This window comes from Allosalinactinospora lopnorensis (assembly GCF_000981225.1).
Taxonomy (GTDB): domain Bacteria; phylum Actinomycetota; class Actinomycetes; order Streptosporangiales; family Streptosporangiaceae; genus Allosalinactinospora; species Allosalinactinospora lopnorensis.
In genome coordinates, this window is record NZ_LAJC01000001.1 from 75,860 (window position 1) to 93,673 (window position 17,814).

Below are 17,814 nucleotides of genomic sequence, written 5' to 3' on the forward strand. Positions count from 1 at the left end.
GTCGCTTGCTGCGTCGGTTCGAGGTCTGCGCGCGGGGTCAGCTGTCCGCCGGGCACACGATGGTGCCGATCTTCTCGCCTCGCGTGGCGCGGACGATGTTGCCCTTCCCCATGAGGTCGAAGACGACGATCGGCAGACCGTTGTCCATGCACAGGCTCACCGCGGTGGCGTCCATGACCTTCAGACCCCGAGTGAGCACTTCGTTGTAGTCGAGCCGGTCGAATTTGACCGCGTGCGGATTGCGCCGCGGATCGGAGTCATAGACCCCATCGACCTGCGTACCCTTCAGGACCGCCTGTGCACCGATCTCCAGCGCTCGCTGGGCCGCCGTGGTGTCGGTGGAGAAGAAGGGCGCCCCTAGCCCGGCGCCGAAGATGACCACGCGCCCTTTCTCCAGGTGCCGCACGGCCCGGCGCGGGATGTAGGCCTCGGCGACCTGGCTCATGTGGATGGACGTCTGCACGCGGGTCTCGACACCGAGCCGCTCCAGGAAGTCCTGCAGCGCCAGACAGTTGATGACGGTGCCCAGCATCCCCATGTAGTCGGCGCGGCCGCGTTCCATCCCGCCTTCGGACATCGCCTGGCCGCGGAACATGTTCCCGCCGCCGACGACCACTGCGACCTCGATGCTCTCGGACACGGCGTCCGCGACCGCCGCCGCGATGTACTCCACGACCCCGGGATCGATGCCTAACTGCTCACCGCCGGCAAAGGCCTCCCCCGACAGCTTCAGGACAACACGTCCCCACCCCGAATCGTGCATGGGCGGGTCGTTGGCCTCTGCATGCCCCTCGTTCTCCGACACGGCGCTCGGCCTCCTTCTCCGTTCCCCCGAGTGGTACAGCGGTGCGAGGCCCACCCGGTTCCCGGCCGAACCCCGCCTTTATCCACCGAAGGTGCCGGGGAAAACCCCCGGCACCTCCATCATGTCAAAGGTCTAGGACTGGCCGACCTTGAAGCGGACGAAACGGCGGACAGTGACGCCGGCCTCGCTGACCACCTTCTCGATGGTCTTCTTGTTGTCCTTCACGAACGGCTGGCCGAGCAGCGTCGCGTCCTTGAAGAAACCGTTGACGCGACCTTCGATGATCTTGGGCAGCGCCTGTTCCGGCTTGCCCTCCTCGCGGGCCGTGGCCTCGGCGATGCGGCGCTCGCTCTCCACGACGTCCTCAGGGACGTCGTCCTTGGAGACGTACCTCGGAGCGAGCGCGGCGATCTGCTGGGCGAGGTCCTTGCCGACCTCGGCATCGGCCTTGTCCAGCTCGACGAGCACGCCCATGGTCGGCGGCAGGTCGGGGTCGGACTTGTGCAGGTAGCTCGCGACGTAGCCGCCCTCATAGCGGGCGAAGCGGCGCAGCTCCAGTTTCTCACCGATGACGGCGCTGTGCTCCTCGACGACCTGCTGCACGGTCTTGCCGTCGGCGTACTCCGAGGTGAGCAGCGTCGCGGTGTCAGTGGGACCGGTGCGGGCCACGAAGTCGGCGATGTCAGCGGCGAGCTGCTGGAACTTCTCGTTCTTGGCGACGAAGTCCGTCTCGCAGTTGAGCTCGACCAGGGCCGCGGAGGTCTCGTCCTCCTGCTTGAGCGCGACCAGGCCGTTGGCGGCGGTGCGCTCGGCGCGCTTGCCGACGTCCTTGGCGCCCTTGACGCGCAGGACCTCCACGGCCTTGTCGAAGTCGCCCGCCGATTCCTCCAGCGCCTTCTTACAGGCCATCATGCCGGCGCCCGTAAGGTCGCGCAGCTTCTTGACATCGGCGGCGGTGTAGTTCGCCATAACTGTGTCTCTAATTTCCCTAGGAATGGGTCGACAGGTCTCAAAGGGCCCTCCGCGCCTGCCGGGATACTCCCCTTCGCGGAGGGCCGGTCGCAGCCCGGTTCAGGCTTCCTTCGGGGCCTCGGCGTCCGCGGCCGACGCGGCGGCGGCCTCAGGGGCCTCGGCGGGGGCCTCAGGGGCCTCGGCGGGGGCCTCCGCACCAGTCGCCTCGGCCTTGGCCTCGGCCGGGGCTTCGCTCTCGGCCTTGCCCTCCAGGAGCTCCCGCTCCCACTCGGCGAGCGGTTCCTCGGTGGTCTTCTCCTCGCTGGCGGAGGCACCGGAGCGGGCGAGGAGCCCGTCGGCCACGGCCTCGGCGACGACCCGGGTGAGCAGGCTGACACTGCGAATCGCGTCGTCGTTACCCGGAATCGGGTAGTCGACCTCGTCAGGGTCGCAGTTGGTGTCCAGGATGGCCACGACCGGGATGTTCAGCTTCCGGGCCTCGCTGATCGCGATGTGCTCCTTCTTGGTGTCCACGATCCACACGGCGCTGGGCACGCGGGCCATGTCGCGGATGCCACCGAGGGTGCGCTCGAGCTTCTCCTTCTCGCGGCGCAGACCGAGCAGCTCCTTCTTGGTCAGGCTCGACCCGGCGACGTCGTCGAAGTCGATCTCCTCGAGCTCCTTGAGCCGCTGCAGCCGCCGGTGCACGGTCGAGAAGTTGGTGAGCATGCCACCGAGCCACCGCTGGTTCACGAACGGCATACCGACGCGGCGGGCCTGCTCGTCGATGGCCTCCTGCGCCTGCTTCTTCGTACCGACGAAGAGGATGCTGCCACCGTGGGCGACCGTCTCCTTGACGAACTCGTAGGCGCGGTCGATGTAGGCCAGCGACTTCTGCAGGTCGATGATGTAGATGCCGTTGCGCTCGGTGAAGATGAAGCGCCGCATCTTCGGGTTCCAGCGACGGGTCTGGTGTCCGAAGTGGACGCCGCTCTCGAGCAGCTGACGGATCGTCACGACTGTGGCCATGACTAGGTCCTCCTTGAAGCGGCGGAACGCGTTCCGCCTCGGTTGTTCCTGACGCCCCGGCCGGTCCGCCGCACCGCGGTGCGGACCGAAGGAACGGCCCCTTCCCGAAGGAAGTCGCGAGGACGTGCGTAGTTGTAGGGCCCATACGGGCCACAGCAGATTCTAACCGGCCCGGCGGTATCACCGCGCCCCTTTAAACGTCACCGTCATGAGATGTCAAGCATGTCCGCCGAACCGCTCGAAGACGCCGGACGGGTTCCCCTCCGGCATCCACAGGACGGTGGTCCGGCTGGCCGCGCGCTTCGGCACCGATCAAGCTCGAAGACATGGGAACAGCACTCCTCCGGCACCGGCCCCGGACACTGCTCGCCCTGCTCGTGCTGGTACCGACCGTACTCGCCGGGCCGGCCCCCGCCCCGGCCGACGACGGCCCGTGGCGCCGGCCGCTCAGCGGCGAGCCGGAGGTGATCCGCGAGTTCGCCCCTCCGGCGCAGCGCTGGCTCCCCGGCCACCGGGGAGTCGATCTCGCGGCCGAGCCGGGCGATACGGTGCTCGCCCCCGCCCCTGGGCGGGTGGCCTTCGCCGGGAACGTGGCGGGAACCGCCGCGGTGAGCATCCGCCACGGCGAACTGCGCACCACCTACGTTCCGGTGCGGGCGGAGATCGCACGTGGTACGGAGATCGGCGCCGGCGACCCGATCGGCACCGTGGCCGCTGCGCCCCGGCATTGCGGCGCCCGTTCCTGCCTGCATTGGGGTCTGCTGCGCGACCGCACCTATCTCGATCCCCTGTCCCTGCTCGGCGCGGGAGAGGTCCGGCTGCTTCCGGTCCGGGGCCGAGGCGCCGCCCGGCCCCGTTCATCAGGCGCGGGGATGGGAGCGGTTGTAGGTCTCGGTGAGGCGGTCGATCGAGACGTGCGTGTAGATCTGGGTGCTCCGCAGAGATGAGTGCCCCAGAACCTCCTGGACACTGCGCAGATCGGCTCCCCCGTTGAGCAGGTGCGTGGCGGCACTGTGCCGCAGTCCGTGCGGCGAGGTGCCGTCGCCCACCACCTCGTGCACGTCACGGCGTGCAGAACGGGTGCCCAGCCGCCCGCCGCGCGTGCCGAGGAAGACCGCCGTGCCGCTGGCGGACGTGCTCCAGTGCGGGCGGCCGTCGCGCAACCAGCGGTCAAGCGCCGCCAGCGCGGGAGTGCCGACGGGCACTACGCGCTCCTTCCCGCCCTTACCGCGCACCCGCAGGGTGTGGCGTTCGCGGTCGACGTCGTCAAGGTCGAGCCCGCAGAGCTCCGCCACGCGGATGCCGGTGGCGTAGAGGATCTCGGCCACGGCCGCCCGCCGCAGCGCCGCGGGGGAGCTGACACCGACCGCGCTCTCGTCGAGTGCCGCTACCGCCTGCTCTTCGCCGAGTACCGAAGGCAGGGAGCGGTGCTGCTTGGGGGAGGCGACCAGCGGGCCCGGATCGGTTTCCAACCGGCCCCTGCGGTACAGGAACGCGGTGAAAACCCTGGCCGCGGCGATGCGCCGTGCCATCGTGGCACGGCTTGCTCCACTGTCGTGCAGCCGGGAGAGCCACCCGCGCAGCACGTTGACGTCGATGCCGTCGATGCCCGCGGCCGCCTCGCTGAGGTAGGCCAGCAGGGAACGCAGATCACCGAGATAGCCGCGGACCGTATGCGGGGAGCGCCCCAGTTCGGACTCCAGATGGCGTCGGAAATCCAGGAGGACATCCGCGTGCTCGTCCTCCGCCCGGGAGCCGGCTCTGGATCCGCTCATGTCGCCGGGGCGGAACGGTCGTCGCGGGGCAGCCTCGCCACGGCGTCGAGCTCCATGAGATAGCGGGCGTCGACGAAGCCCGCGACCTCGACCAGCGTCGCGGTCGGGCGCGGCTGGTGCACCAGGAACTCCTGCAGCACCTCCTGGACCACCCCAAGGTCGGAGATGTGGCGGAGGTAGTAGGTGAGCTTGACGAGGTGCCGCAGGTCGGCCCCGTGCTGCGCGAGGACCTTCTCGAGATTGTGGAAGACCTGGCGGGTCTGTTCCGCGGCGTCCCACGCGGCCACACTGCCGTCGGAGGCGTCGGGCACCTGACCGGAGACGAATATCAGCGGTCCGTCCACCACGATCGCGTCACTGTGGGTCTTCGTCATGGCGTTACCCTACCCTCGGCCGCCGCGCCGCTACCGTCCCCTGACGCGCCACCCCGCGGGGCTTCGCTCCACGAACCCGCCGGCCGCGAGCAGACCGAGGCAGCGCAGCGCGGAGTCGAGCCCGAGGTTCGCGGCGCCGGCGATGGCGGCGGCCCCGGCTCCCGAACGCTCCGGCACGGCCGCCAGCACCCGCCGGGCCTCGACGTCGAGCCGATCACAGGCCACACCGGGGCGCAGGTCGGCGCCGATATGGCCGACCTGCTCGGCGACGTCCGCAGCATCGGTGACGCAGACGGCCTGCCAATCGCGCAGCAGCCGGTGGCACCCGGCTGACAGCGCCGAGGTGACGGGCCCGGGAACCGCCATGAGCGCCCGGTGGAGTTCCAGAGCGTGTCCGGCGGTGTTCAGCGCGCCGCTGCGCAGCCCCGCCTCGACGACGACGGTTCCCGGAGTGAGCGCGGCGATCAGCCGGTTGCGGACCAGAAAACCATGCCGGGTGGGCCGGACTCCTATGGGATGCTCGCTGACGAGCGTGCCGCGGACGGCGATGTCGGCGAAGAGGTTCTCGTGTCCGCGCGGGTAGTCCCTGTCGAGGCCGCAGGCCAGGACGGCGACGGTCGGCGTACCGCCGGCGAGCGCTCCGCGGTGCGACGCCGCGTCGATACCGTAGGCGCCGCCGGACACGATCGCCCACGACCGTCCCGCAAGCCCGCTGGCCAGCTCGCCGGCGACATGCAGTCCGTACCCGGTGGCCGCCCGCGCACCCACCATGGCCACCGAGCGCAGGCAGGCGTTGCGCAGATCGTGCGCCCCGCGCACCCACAGCGCGTAGGGGCGCTGCTCGTGCAGCTGGTCCAGCTGGCCCGGCCATTCCGGATCGCCCGGGGTGACCAGCCGTATCCCCAGATCGGCAGCGCGGGTCAGCAGCGCGTCGGCGTCAATGGCGGCGGCGCGGGCCCGCCAGCGTCCGAGTCGCGCGGTGTCGCGGCCGTGTGCGGACCCGACCGGCAGGTCGTCTCCCGAACGCAGCGCCTCCCAGACGGCGGCCGCGCCGCGTTCGGCGAGCATGGCTCCCAGGAGGGGATCGGCCGGGGTGACCGTGGCGGTCAGGCACGCGCGCGCCACCGCGTCTCGCGACGGCTCCTCAGCGGGCACCAGCGGGCCGGTCATTGAGCTCGTCCCGACCAGAGGGCGAAGGCGTAGGCCGTGTCGTCCGCCCCGGGCCGGGACCGTCCCGCCAGATCGGCCAGGCTCCACGCTACTCTGAGCGTCCGGTCGACCCCCCGAGCGCTGATCTCGCCCCGCTCCATGGCCGTGCCCAGGGGCCGCAGCGCCGGCTCGGAGACCGGGAATCGGCGGCGCAGCTCAGCGCCGGGGATCTCTGCGTTGGTGGACCACGGTGTACCGGAGAGCCGCCTGGCGGAGCGCTCCCTGGCCTGGGAAACGCGGGTGGCCACGGTCTCGGACGCCTCGGCGAATGCCTGGTCGGCCAGCAGTTCGGCGCGCGTCACCGGTTGCAGTTCGACCTTGAGGTCCACCCGGTCGAGCAGCGGCCCCGAAAGGCGGGCCAGATACCGCCGGCGCTGCAGCGACGAACAGGTGCAGGCGCTGCCCGGCTTGCCGCAGGGGCACGGGTTCGCGGCCAGGACCAGCAGGAAACGCGCCGGAAAGCACACGGTGGCGGCGGAACGCGCCACGATCACCTCCCCGGTCTCCAGTGGCTGGCGCAGCGAGTCGAGGACGCCTCGGCCGAACTCGGGAGCCTCGTCCACGAACAGCGCGCCGCGGTGTGCCAGCGAGACGCAGCCGGGGCGCAGCCGGTTGCTGCCGCCCCCGACGATCGCCGCGCGGGTGGCGGTGTGGTGCGGCGCGCAGAACGGCGGCTCGGTGATGAGCGGCGCACCTTTGGGAAGGGCGCCCGCGACCGAATGCACGGCGGTGACCTCTATGGACTCCGCCATGCTGAGGGGAGGAAGGACGGTCGGGAGACGCTCGGCCAGCAGGCTCTTGCCGGTGCCCGGCGGGCCGAGGAGCATCAGGTTGTGCCCGCCGGCCGCGGCGATCTCGACGGCCCTCCGGGCGACGGGCTGACCGAGGACATCGGCGAGATCGGGACGCGGTCCGGTGCGCGGGGCCGTTGGCTCTTCCTCGTCATCGAAGAGCGGCTCGTCCACGAGCTCGCCCCGAAGCCGCGCGAACAACTCGCTGAGGGAGGCGACCGCCAGCACCTCGACGTCGGGAACGAGCCGGGCCTCGGTGGCGTTTCCCCGCGCCACCACGAACGTGCTGTGCCCGCCGCGCGCGCCGGCCAGGACCGCGGGCAGCACGCCGGCAATGGGCCGGGTACGGCCGTCAAGGCCGACTTCGGCCAGGAACACGGCGTTGTGCAGGGTCCCCACGGGGACGGCGCCGCTGGCTCCCATGACGGCCGCGGCGATGGCGAGGTCGAAACCGCTGCCGCGCTTGGGCAGGCTGGCCGGTGAAAGGCTGACCGTGATGTGGTCGTCGGGCCAGGACTCGCCGCTGTTGACCACGGCCGCGCGGATGCGGTCGCGGGCCTCGCGCACGGCGGTATCGGGCAGGCCGACGAGGGTCAGTCCAGCCGGGCCGCCGCCGAGGTGCGCCTCGACCTCCACAGTGTGTCCGTCGACCCCGAGCAGGGCGACGGACCTGGCGCGCGCGAGTCCCATCTAGGCCACCCCGCGCCGGTGCTTGATGTAGCTGCGGCCTCCCGGGAACACCAGCACGGCCACGGCGTCGATGCGCGTGCGCACTCCGCCGGTCGCGTTCTCCGCGGCCCAGAGCCGGGCCAGCCTGCGCAGTCGCTGCCGTTTCCCGCGGCTCACCGCCTCGAGCGGCGTACCGAAACGCAGACTCGCGCGCGTTTTGACCTCGGCGATGACGAGCGTACCGCCGTGGCGGGCGACGATATCGATCTCGCCCGCTGCGCACCGCCAATTGCGCGCCAGGATACGCATCCCCGCGCGTACCAGATAGGCCGCGGCCAGCTCTTCTCCGTGCCGGCCGAGGGCCTCCCGGCGCCGTACCCATGCCCGGGCGTCGGTCATCATGGACGATCACCTCCGCACACCAAGGTGCGACGGTGATCCGGGGCGGTGCTACCGCGGTTTCGCGCCTGTGGACGGACAGTGCACAGACGCGAACCGCGGCAGGCACCGGGGCCGGGCGGCGTCCGTCAGGACGCCGGCGGCGGATCAGCGATGATCGGGGAGTGGGTCAGCTCTCGTCCCCCGGACCGCCGGCGGAGGGGACCTCGAGATCGGCCTTGGTGATCTCTTCGACGTTGACGTCCTTGAACGTCACGACGCGCACGTTCCTGACGAACCTCGCCGGCCGGTACATGTCCCAGACCCAGGCGTCCTCCATCGTGACCTCGAAGTACATCTCGCCGTTGTCCGTGGTGCGCGGCTGCAGGTCCACGTGGTTGGTGAGGTAGAAGCGGCGCTCGGTCTCCACCACGTAGCTGAACAGGCCGACGACATCGCGATACTCGCGGTAGAGCTGCAGCTCCATGTCGGCCTCGTACTTCTCCAGGTCCTCAGAACTCATCTCGTGCTCGCTTTCGTCGTGCACTCCCGGTTCGGCGGTCCGGCCCCCTCACCCGTTCGGTCTTCCCAGCGTGGGATGTGGCCACTCTCTTCGAGCGAGGATCAACCCGCTACAGATTCCATCATGCGCCACTGTGTCAACCGTTCCCGGCCAGTGGCCGGGAACGGTCGTCCGCTCCGCGCACGGAGCGGAGACGGTTCCGGAGGCGGCGGCCGCCACGATGCACCGGGACCGCGGCGACGGCCCCGAGCATGAGCGGCAGCCCCGCCGCGGCGGTATCGCCGGTCCGCTCCTCGAGCGAGGAGTACGTCTCGGGGACGGAGAGCACGTCGATCCGGTTCAGCGGCCAGACGAGCACGAACGCCCGGCCCACCACGCTCTCCTCGGCGACGCTTCCCTCGCCGGGATCGTTCTGGTGCAGCCGGGAGTCGTAGGAGATCTCCCGGTGGTCGCCCATGAGCCACAGTCGGCCCTTGGGGACCTCCACCGGACCGAACTCGCTGTGGGTGCTCTGGCTTCCCGGGTAGAGATACGTTTCGTCGAGCGGTTCGCCGTTGACCAGGACGCGGTTCTCGGAGTCGCAGCACTCGACCGTGTCGCCCGGCACACCGATCACGCGCTTGATGTAGTCCTTGCCGGTGGGAGCCACGCCGAGCTGCTGACCCACCCATGTGAAACCCTGGGAGACCGGGTTGCTCGCCTCCTGCACGGTGACGGCGTCCTCCTCGTCCCAGGAGCCCGTTCCGTTGAACACCACGAGTTCACCGCGCTCGATGTCGCGGATCTGGTAGACGACCTTGTTGACGAGGACCCGGTCGCCGATGAGCAGGGTGTTCTCCATCGATTTCGAGGGAATGTAGAACGCCTGGACGACCCAGGTCTTGATGACGAAAGCCAAGACCAGCGCGATCACGATCAGAATGGGGAGTTCTTTCCAGAAGGACCCCTGTTTCTCGCTCTTGGCGCTCTTTTTTGCACTCATCTTGTCGTCCGCGCTCTCCTCAGCCGTGCCCACCGATTCCCCCGTCTCGAAACACTGTTCCGCGCACGACAGAGCCCCACATACCGATGGCTCCCCCACGTCGGGACATGAGGGAGCCAGTGTTCTCGGGCGGACCGCTCGCTGCAGAGCAGTCCCTGCTCGCGCGCTACCCGGTCGTGCGAGGATTCGTCCGTCATTGCCCAGACCTTATCCGAGGGCGGGGGCGTGCGCCGGACGAAACACTCCCCGAGGCGACCGGATCTTTGGTCTCAGCGCTTGGCGGGCTCGCGGCGCTCGGGAATGCGGGCGGCCTTGCCGCGCAGGTTGCGCAGGTAGTAGAGCTTGGCACGGCGCACCCTGCCGCGGGTGACAACCTCGATCTTGTCGACCACGGGAGTGTGCACGGGGAACGTGCGCTCCACGCCCACGCCGTAGCTGATCTTGCGGACCGTGTAGGTCTCCCGGCTGCCTTCGCCCTGCCGCCGGATCACGACACCCTTGAAGACCTGGATCCGGGAGCGGCTCCCCTCCGTCACGCGCACGTGGACGTTCAGCGTGTCACCCGGGCGAAATTCGGGGATGTCGGAGCGCAGTTGGGCCTTCTCAAGCTCCTGAATAGCGGTGTGCATCTCAGCGGTTCCTCATCGATTGCGCGCCGCGGCGACGGACCGACGGACACTGCGGTTCGCGCGGGCGGATCTGCTGGGGTCGGAATAGCGTGCCTCTGGCAGGTTCCTCGCAACCATCAGAGCCGGTACCGGCAGCATACGAACGGAACTCAACGGCAGGGGCAACTCATCTAGTCTGCCACAGATTCGGAGCCGACCTGTAACCGAGCCCCGCGGAGGACATCCTGATCGTGTTGGTCGAGGTGGTTCTCCGGGATCTCACGCAGCAGCTCGGGGCGGTTGCGTGCGGTCTTGCGGAGAGCTTCGTCTCGGCGCCAGCGGTCGACCGCCCCGTGGTCTCCCGACAGCAGAACCGGAGGGACCTCGCGGCCGCGCCAGACTGGCGGCTTGGTGTAGACCGCCCCTTCCAGGAGGTTCTCCATGGCCCCCGGCGCGAAGGAGTCCTGAACGGCGGAGTCGGCGTTGCCCAGCACACCGGGCATCAGCCGTGAGATCGTCTCCACCATGACCAGGGTCGCGGACTCCCCGCCCGCCAGGACGTAGTCGCCGATGCTGAGTTCCTCCACAGGCATCCGCTCCCAGGCGTCGTCGACGACCCGCGCGTCGATGCCCTCGTAACGCCCGCACGCGAAAACCAGCCACGGTTCATCGGAGAGCCGTTCAGCGTGCACCTGTGTGAAGGGGACACCGCTGGGGGCCGGCAGGATCAGTCTCGGCCCGGGCGCGGCGGGAGGCACGGGCGGCGCCGCGGCCGTCTCCGCCGGCGCCGTGACGGCGTCGAGCGCCTCGCCCCACGGCTCGGGTTTCATGACCATGCCGGGCCCTCCGCCGTAAGGCGTGTCGTCCACCGTCTTGTGCCGGTCGTAGGTCCAGGAGCGGAGGTCGTGCACCCGGATGTCGAGGATCCCCGCCGCTCTCGCCTTGCCGATCAGCGACAGCTCCAGAGGCGCGAAGTAGTCAGGGAAGATGGTGATGATGTCGATGCGCATGGTACTCAGTAGCTCTTCCGGCCTCGTCGCCCGCCGTTCGCGGGCGGGCTGCGTGTTGGAAACGTGGCGCGCCTCACCACCGGTCGGCTCGTTCCCCGGCGTCAACGACCCAGGTCGAGCAGACCGGGCGGGGGATCGATCACAAGGCGGCCGGCTGCCGTGTCGACCTGGGGCACGAGGTCGCGGACGAACGGGATCAGCACCTCCCGCCCGGACGGATCCTTGACCACCAGCACGTCCTGAGCGTTGTGCAGGATGTCGTCGACGGTCCCGACCTTCTCGCCTCCGCCGGTCACGACGGTAAGGCCGATAAGTTCATGATCGTGGAACTGGTTCGGGTCGTCCAACAGACCGATATCGGCCGAGTCCACGAGCAGGGTCACGCCCCGCAGGTTCTCGGCGTCCGTGCGATCGGAGACCGAGTCGAACCGGACGAGTAACCGCCCGGCGTGCCGACGGGCCGCCGCGATCGTCAGCGGCCCCGCACTCTCGGGATCGGTCAGCAGCCGGACCCCCGCGACGAAACGCGCAGCCGGATCATCGGTGCGCACCTCGACGGCGACCTCACCGCGAATGCCGTGCGCCCGGCCGATCCGGCCGACAACGAGACGCATCGTTCTCCTCACGGATCGCTGATCTCTACGTTAGACGGTTCCCGCGGACCCGTCGGCGGATCGCGACCAGCGAGGGAGGCGGGACAGAAAACAGGGGCGCCGACCATTCGGCCGACGCCCCCGGAGCGCGATTCAGCGCACTTCGTGCAGGTCCAGCAGGTCGACCCGGACGTAGCGCCCTCCGGCCAGCGCACCGATGACGGTTCGCAGCGACTTGGCGGTACGGCCGCTGCGGCCGATCACCTTCCCGAGGTCATCGGGGTGGACCCGAACTTCGAGCACCTTGCCCTTGCGAAGCCTGCGGGCTCTCACCTGGACATCGTCGGGATTCTCGACGATGCCTTTCACCAGGTGCTCAAGTGCCTCTTCCAGCACGTCAGGCCTCGCCCTCGGACTTCTCCCCAGCCTGAGCGGGCTGCTTCTCGGCCTTCTCGGACTTCTTGCCGGACTTGCCCTTGTTCTCGGCCTTGCCGCTCTCCTCCTGGCCGGGCAGGACGAGCTCCTTCAGGACGGCCTGGAACGTGGCCTCCTCGGCTTCCTTGTCCTTGGGCTCGGCCACCTTCAGCGGCTTCGGAGCCGGCAGGCCCTTGAACTTCTGCCAGTCGCCGCTCTTCCGCAGCAGAGCCTTCACAGGGTCGGTGGGCTGCGCCCCCACGGACAGCCAGTACTGCGCCCGCTCGGAGTCCACCTCGATCAGGCTCGGCTCTTCCTTCGGGTGGTACTTGCCGATCTCCTCGATGACCTTGCCATCGCGCTTCTTCTGAGCGGCGGCGACAACGATGCGGAACTGCGGCGCACGGATCTTCCCCATACGCTTGAGCTTGATCTTGACAGCCACTGGTGTGGTCTTCTCCCGATTACGGTGTGGATGCCCAGTTCCGCGCCGCGTGGGGATGCGGAGCGTCACCGAGCGGAGGACGTGGGTGCCCGGGCAAGTAGAGGGCCGGCCCGAGACACCGTTAGTCGACATCTCATTGTGCCAGATTCACGGGTACGAATTGCGCGGCCGACCGGATACCGGCGGGTCCCCCGAGCCGGACCGGGCGCGCCCCGCCTCCGCTGTGGGGAAACGGGAGCGGACGCGATCCGCACAGACCGCCGGTGAGTATCAGGCCACACCACGATCATAGGTGATCGCGTGGACAGAGGCCCCGATCCGGCTCCCCGGAACGCGGGGATCACTGCTTGGGCAGCTTGAAATCCGAAAGGTCGGGCATCTTACCGCCTCCCAGTCCGGGAGGAAGCTGCGGTGCGCCGGCACCCCCGCCGAGGCCCGGAGGCAGTTGCGAGGACTGGTCGCCGCCCTCCTCCTGGCGGCGCTGGCGCTCGGCCGCCTTCTCGGCCTCCTGCTGCTTGGCCTTGAGCGGGTTGCCGCTGCGCTGCTTGCCCTTCTTGGCCTTCTTGGCCTGGGCCTTGGCCTTCTTCTTGCCACCACTCTGCCCCGGCATACCCGGCATTCCGGGCATACCCCCGTTCTTCATCTGGCGCATCATCTTCTGCGCCTCGAAGAACCGGGTGACGAGGCCATTGACGTCACTGACCTGGGTGCCCGAACCGTTGGCGATGCGCAGCCGACGCGACCCGTTGATGATCTTCGGATTGTCCCGCTCGGCAGGCGTCATCGACTGGATGATGGCCGCGATCCGGTCCAGATCCTTGTCGTCGACGTTGCCGATCTGCTCCTTCATCTGGCCCATGCCGGGCATCATGCCGAGCAGGTTGCTGATCGGTCCGAGCCTGCGGACCATCGACATCTGCTGCAGGAAGTCGTCGAGGGTGAAGTCCTCTTCAGAGGCCAGCGTGCTGGCCATCTTCTCGACCTCGGACTCCTCGAACGTCTTCTGGGCATGCTCGATGAGGGTGAGCATGTCGCCCATGTCCAGGATGCGCGAGGCCATCCGGTCCGGGTGGAAGAGGTCGAAGTCCTCCAGCTTCTCACCGGTGGAGGCGAACATGATCGGCCGGCCCGTGATGTGCCGGATGGACAGCGCCGCACCGCCCCGGGCGTCGCCATCGAGCTTGGTGAGCGCGACGGCGTCGTAACCGACACCGTCCAGGAACGCCTGGGCCGTGTTGACCGCGTCCTGCCCGATCATCGCGTCGACGACGAAGAGGATCTCGTCGGGCCGCACCGCGTCGCGGATGTCGGCCGCCTGCTGCATCATCTCGCTGTCGACGCCCAGGCGGCCCGCAGTGTCGACGATGACGACATTGTGGTTGTTGCGCTGGGCGTAGTCGATGGACTCCCGCGCCACCTCGACCGGATCACCGACGCCGTTTCCGGGCTGCGGCGCGAAAACCGGAACGTTCGCCCGCTCACCTACCACCTGCAGCTGAGTGACCGCGTTGGGGCGCTGCAGGTCGGCCGCGACCAGCAGCGGAGTGTTGCGCTCGTCCGCCAGCCACAGGCCGAGCTTGCCGGCGAGCGTGGTCTTACCGGTGCCCTGGAGCCCCGCGAGCATGATGACCGTGGGCGGGTTCTTGGCGAACCGGATCTCGCGGGTCTCGCCCCCGAGGATCCGGATGAGTTCCTCGTTGACGATCTTGATGACCTGTTGCGCCGGATTCAGCGCCCTGGAAACCTCTTCGCCCCGGGCCCGCTCCTTGATCTGGGCGATGAAGTCGCGGACGACGGGAAGCGCGACGTCGGCCTCGAGCAGCGCGAGACGGATCTCGCGCGCGGTCGAGTTGATGTCCTCCTCGGACAGCCGTCCCTTGCCGCGCAGCGAGGTGAAGACCGATGTCAGCCGGTCGGAAAGCGTCTCGAACACGAGTGTGGTCAATCCTTCGTCTCGGGTTGACTTCCTAGCTACCTGCCGAATCCCGGTTATGCGCCTCCGGCGGACGCCGCGGAAATCCGCGCGTCAACCTCAGTCCGCGCATCAGCCTCGCAGGTCATTCCGAGTCGCCCTCCTCGTCCGGGCTCTCCTCGGCACTTTCGTCCTCGCCCAGGGTCGTCTGGCGCTCCGTCTGGAGCGTCTCGACCAGTTCGTCCCTGGCATTGCCGGTGATCCCGCGTGTCGAAAGCAGGCCTTCGCCGCCGATCTCGTACTCCTGCGGGGTGGAGCTGGGGGCCAGCTCGTAGTCGACGCTGCAGGAGAGGGTGACGGTTCCACCGGCCTCCAGCTTGGCGGTGTCGTCGCACTCCTGCTCGCCCAGTTCGTCGTTCTCGAACGAAGCGTCCATCCGGACCTGCACGGTGCCCGACCCCTCGTCGACGGAATCGTCTCGCACCGTGCCCTCGACGGTGCACTGGCCGCCGGTCTCGCACTGCATGTCGAGCTGGCCGTCCCAGGCGACCTCCAACCGGGCGTCCCGCGCGCCACCCAGGTCGTCCTCGGCCCAGGCGATGAGGTCGTCGTAGGCCTGCTCCACGTCGGCGGTCTCGGGTTCGGAGATGTTCAGCCGTGTCCGGGGACCGCTCTCGGCGTCCTTGGGAACCAGCTCCTCGATCTCGATGCGGAGCAGTCGGTGCGGTTCCTCTTCGGTGACCCACACGCGGTTGTCCGTACCGGCGAGGTCGATCCGGTAGGCGGCGGTGCCGTCGAGGTTCTCCGGCGTCGCCTCGCCGCCGGCGGGCGCAAGCTCCCGCAGGGCTTCGGAGAGCCGCTCCGGTGCCAGCACCGCGGCGGGGTTGACGCCCATCTGCGTTCCGTCGACGCGGACCCAGTTCTCCCCGTACTGGTCGCTGTCGGGGTTGAAGACTCCCTGGTTCAGCCAGTACTCGTCCGGCGCCTGGACGAACATCTTGCTGTCGCCCATCCTCACCTGGGCCTCGCTCTCGCCTTCCTGGACGGAGCCGGTGGTCGCGCCGGAGTCGGTCACCGTGAACGACGCCTCCTTGACCTCCCCGCCGTCGGAGTTGCCGATCTGGCCCTGCGCGAGAATGGCGGGGGCGGCGGCAAGGGAGTCGAGCGCCTCCTCCAGCAATGGGGCCGCGTCGACGGGGTCGGAAGACTCCTCGGCCTCCGCTCCTCCACCGCCGCCGGGGCGCCAGTCACTCAGGTCGATGGAGCATCCCGCTGTGCCGACCGCGAGCACGGCCGCCACCGCCGCGAACCTGAAAGGCCCGCTTGATCGGCGTTCACTAGGAATAACCGGCGCCATTATGCCTCCTGGCCCTGCCATGGGTACATGCGGGGGAACGAGCATGTCGTCTGTAGTCGGGAATTGGACGCGCGGGAACGCAACACGGCTCCGGGCGTTTGTCCGGGGGCCGCCCGGCGTCTCGGAGTTCGTTCCGGAACGAAGAGCGCGGATCCCTCGTCAGCCAATAAGCGTATCGAACGCCTTCCCCGCACCGGGCGGGCGAACAGGCGCGGGCGTCCCCTGCCATGCGACGGACGCGCCACACACGATCGGGGACCACGACGGACACCGTCACGCAGTGGGGTAGCTCACGGCGCGCGCCGTACGGAAAAAGCCGGACCGGCGAGGGGTCTCCCACACCGGTCCGGCTCCGCCTCGCGGCGTATTGGTACGGTCACCGCCCTCTACGCTGAGGACGCCTGCTGATCGGACCTACCGCGAGGCCACCTCCTCGCCCGGAGGCGTCGGCGAGGAGAGCTCCGGTCCTTCCAGATCGTCGAGTTCGTCGAAGGCGTAGGCGGTCTCGGAGTGCAGTTCGCTGTCCAGCCCGTTGGTCTCGACGTGCTCCGGAATCCGGAAGCCCATGACCAGGTCGATGAGCTTGCCGATGATGTAGGTGACGACGAGAGAGTAGAGCAGCACGCCGATCACCGCGATGAGCTGCACCAGCAGCAGGGAGACCGAGCCGCCGTAGAACAGGCCGTTCGTGCCGCCGGCGATCTCGGCCGCGAGGAAACCGATCATCAGCGAACCGACGATGCCGCCGACCATGTGGATGCCCACGACGTCCAGGGCGTCGTCGTACTTGAACTTGAACTTCCAGCTGATCGCGTAGGCGCAGACGGCGCCCGAGGCGAAGCCCACCCCGATGGCACCCAACGGGGTCACGTCCGCGGCGGCCGGAGTGATGGCCACAAGACCGGCGATGGCACCGGAGGCGAAGCCCAGAGCCGTCACGCTGCCGTAGCGGAGGCGCTCGACGAGCATCCACGCACCCGTGGCCGCGGCCGTGGCCACCTGGGTGTTCACCAGCGCCAGAGCGGCGCTCTCGTCAGCGGCGTAGGCGGAACCCGCGTTGAAGCCGAACCAGCCGAACCACAGCAGGGCGGCGCCGAGGAGCACGAACGGCAGATTGTGCGGACGCATCGACTCCGCGCCGAAGCCCTTGCGGCGCCCCAGGACGAAGGTGAGCGCGAGAGCCGCCGCACCCGCGTTGATGTGCACGGCCGTACCGCCGGCGAAGTCGATGACCTCGGCACCGCCGATGGTCAGCTCTCCGACCCAGCCGCCGCCCCAGACCCAGTGGGCCACGGGGAAGTAGACGAGCAGCGCCCACAGCGGAACGAATATCACCCAGGCGCCGAACTTGGCGCGGTCGGCGATGGCGCCGCTGATCAGGGCCACAGTGATGACGGCGAACATCATCTGGAACCCGGCGTCGACGAGTTCGGGGTACCCGCCCTCGGCGACCTCGCCGATGAGGCTGCTCAAGCCGACGTACTCGAATCCGCCCACGAACGGGGTGAGCGGCCCGGAACCACCGCCGTAGGCCAGTGAGTGCCCGACAAGTACCCAGAGGACGCTGACGATCGCGATGCTCGCGAAACTCATCAGCATCATGTTCAGCACGCTCTTGGCCCGGGACATGCCTCCGTACAGGAAGGCCACACCCGGTGTCATCAGCATCACCAGAGCGGCGCTGATCAGCAACCACGCGGTAGTACCGCTGTCGATCATTTCGCCTCCACGAGATATGGATGGGGGATTCGTATTCAGCCGAGAAGAAATGGTCAGCGAGCACGTCGTCGGGCTCGGCGAAGATCACCAGCAGTCACCTTCGACCCGCGGTGTTTCTCGGGAGGGCCGTACGCGTTGCGCCGCCGTAAAGACATGGCGCCACGTGTTAAGTCCGGGTAAAGCACCGCCCCAGGAGGAGTCGTAGACCTGCACGGACACCCGAAGTGGACATCCGCAGGCACAGGACCGCCGCGGCCGGACGCCTCCGTC

The 17,814-nt window shown here is 68.9% G+C and carries 19 protein-coding genes; 1 reads left to right on the plus strand and 18 read right to left on the minus strand.

Annotated features, from left to right (window positions below; translation table 11 throughout):
- Positions 1-37: 37 nt before the first annotated feature.
- From pyrH to rpsB, 3 genes are all read right to left on the minus strand, one after another.
- Positions 38-805, minus strand: coding sequence for a UMP kinase (gene pyrH / locus VS93_RS00340; protein ID WP_046468020.1), 768 nt, complete (start codon positions 803-805; stop codon positions 38-40).
- 132 nt (positions 806-937) lie between these two features.
- A complete protein-coding gene (gene tsf / locus VS93_RS00345) occupies positions 938-1,774 on the minus strand; it encodes a translation elongation factor Ts (protein ID WP_046468021.1) in 837 nt (278 codons plus the stop codon).
- A gap of 102 nt (positions 1,775-1,876) precedes the next feature.
- Positions 1,877-2,785, minus strand: coding sequence for a 30S ribosomal protein S2 (gene rpsB / locus VS93_RS00350; protein WP_046468022.1), 909 nt, complete (start codon positions 2,783-2,785; stop codon positions 1,877-1,879).
- Between the two features lie 326 nt (positions 2,786-3,111).
- On the opposite strand from rpsB, the gene VS93_RS00355 reads away from it, so the two are divergent.
- Positions 3,112-3,732, plus strand: a complete 621-nt coding sequence (locus tag VS93_RS00355; protein ID WP_082126511.1) for a M23 family metallopeptidase — start codon at positions 3,112-3,114, stop codon at positions 3,730-3,732.
- Here VS93_RS00355 and VS93_RS00360 read toward each other — a convergent pair.
- From VS93_RS00360 to VS93_RS00430, 15 genes are all read right to left on the minus strand, one after another.
- Positions 3,646-4,560, minus strand: a complete 915-nt coding sequence (locus tag VS93_RS00360; protein WP_046468023.1) for a tyrosine recombinase XerC — start codon at positions 4,558-4,560, stop codon at positions 3,646-3,648. The two genes, VS93_RS00355 and VS93_RS00360, sit on opposite strands and share 87 nt — an antisense overlap.
- Positions 4,557-4,934 (minus strand): RidA family protein, encoded by a 378-nt coding sequence (locus tag VS93_RS00365; RefSeq protein WP_046468024.1) that lies wholly within the window; start codon positions 4,932-4,934, stop codon positions 4,557-4,559. Before VS93_RS00365 ends, VS93_RS00360 begins: the two co-directional genes overlap by 4 nt.
- 30 nt (positions 4,935-4,964) lie before the next feature.
- Positions 4,965-6,104: a DNA-processing protein DprA gene (gene dprA / locus VS93_RS00370; RefSeq protein ID WP_046468025.1), complete on the minus strand. Its 1,140-nt coding sequence runs from the start codon at positions 6,102-6,104 to the stop codon at positions 4,965-4,967.
- Complete coding sequence (locus VS93_RS00375) at positions 6,101-7,624, minus strand: YifB family Mg chelatase-like AAA ATPase (protein ID WP_046468026.1); 1,524 nt, start codon at positions 7,622-7,624, stop codon at positions 6,101-6,103. Before VS93_RS00375 ends, dprA begins: the two co-directional genes overlap by 4 nt.
- Entirely contained in the window at positions 7,625-8,005 is a 381-nt protein-coding gene (locus VS93_RS00380) for a YraN family protein (protein ID WP_046468027.1), read from the minus strand.
- 166 nt (positions 8,006-8,171) lie between these two features.
- Positions 8,172-8,504 (minus strand): DUF2469 domain-containing protein, encoded by a 333-nt coding sequence (locus VS93_RS00385; RefSeq protein ID WP_046468134.1) that lies wholly within the window; start codon positions 8,502-8,504, stop codon positions 8,172-8,174.
- 136 nt (positions 8,505-8,640) lie between these two features.
- Entirely contained in the window at positions 8,641-9,486 is an 846-nt protein-coding gene (lepB, locus tag VS93_RS00390; RefSeq protein ID WP_046468135.1) for a signal peptidase I, read from the minus strand.
- Positions 9,487-9,755: 269 nt separating this feature from the next.
- Positions 9,756-10,115, minus strand: a complete 360-nt coding sequence (rplS, locus tag VS93_RS00395) for a 50S ribosomal protein L19 (RefSeq protein WP_046468028.1) — start codon at positions 10,113-10,115, stop codon at positions 9,756-9,758.
- Positions 10,116-10,285: 170 nt separating this feature from the next.
- Positions 10,286-11,104 (minus strand): tRNA (guanosine(37)-N1)-methyltransferase TrmD, encoded by an 819-nt coding sequence (trmD, locus tag VS93_RS00400; protein ID WP_046468029.1) that lies wholly within the window; start codon positions 11,102-11,104, stop codon positions 10,286-10,288.
- Between the two features lie 101 nt (positions 11,105-11,205).
- Positions 11,206-11,718 (minus strand): ribosome maturation factor RimM, encoded by a 513-nt coding sequence (gene rimM, locus VS93_RS00405; protein WP_046468030.1) that lies wholly within the window; start codon positions 11,716-11,718, stop codon positions 11,206-11,208.
- A gap of 132 nt (positions 11,719-11,850) precedes the next feature.
- A complete protein-coding gene (locus VS93_RS00410) occupies positions 11,851-12,093 on the minus strand; it encodes an RNA-binding protein (protein WP_046468031.1) in 243 nt (80 codons plus the stop codon).
- 1 nt (position 12,094) lies between these two features.
- On the minus strand, positions 12,095-12,556 hold the full coding sequence (gene rpsP / locus VS93_RS00415; RefSeq protein ID WP_046468032.1) for a 30S ribosomal protein S16: 462 nt from the start codon (positions 12,554-12,556) through the stop codon (positions 12,095-12,097).
- A 340-nt stretch (positions 12,557-12,896) separates the two neighbouring features.
- Positions 12,897-14,489 (minus strand): signal recognition particle protein, encoded by a 1,593-nt coding sequence (ffh, locus tag VS93_RS00420; RefSeq protein ID WP_046468136.1) that lies wholly within the window; start codon positions 14,487-14,489, stop codon positions 12,897-12,899.
- A gap of 124 nt (positions 14,490-14,613) precedes the next feature.
- Entirely contained in the window at positions 14,614-15,768 is a 1,155-nt protein-coding gene (locus VS93_RS00425) for a hypothetical protein (RefSeq protein WP_236700261.1), read from the minus strand.
- A gap of 471 nt (positions 15,769-16,239) precedes the next feature.
- On the minus strand, positions 16,240-17,544 hold the full coding sequence (locus VS93_RS00430; RefSeq protein ID WP_046468034.1) for an ammonium transporter: 1,305 nt from the start codon (positions 17,542-17,544) through the stop codon (positions 16,240-16,242).
- Positions 17,545-17,814: the final 270 nt, after the last annotated feature.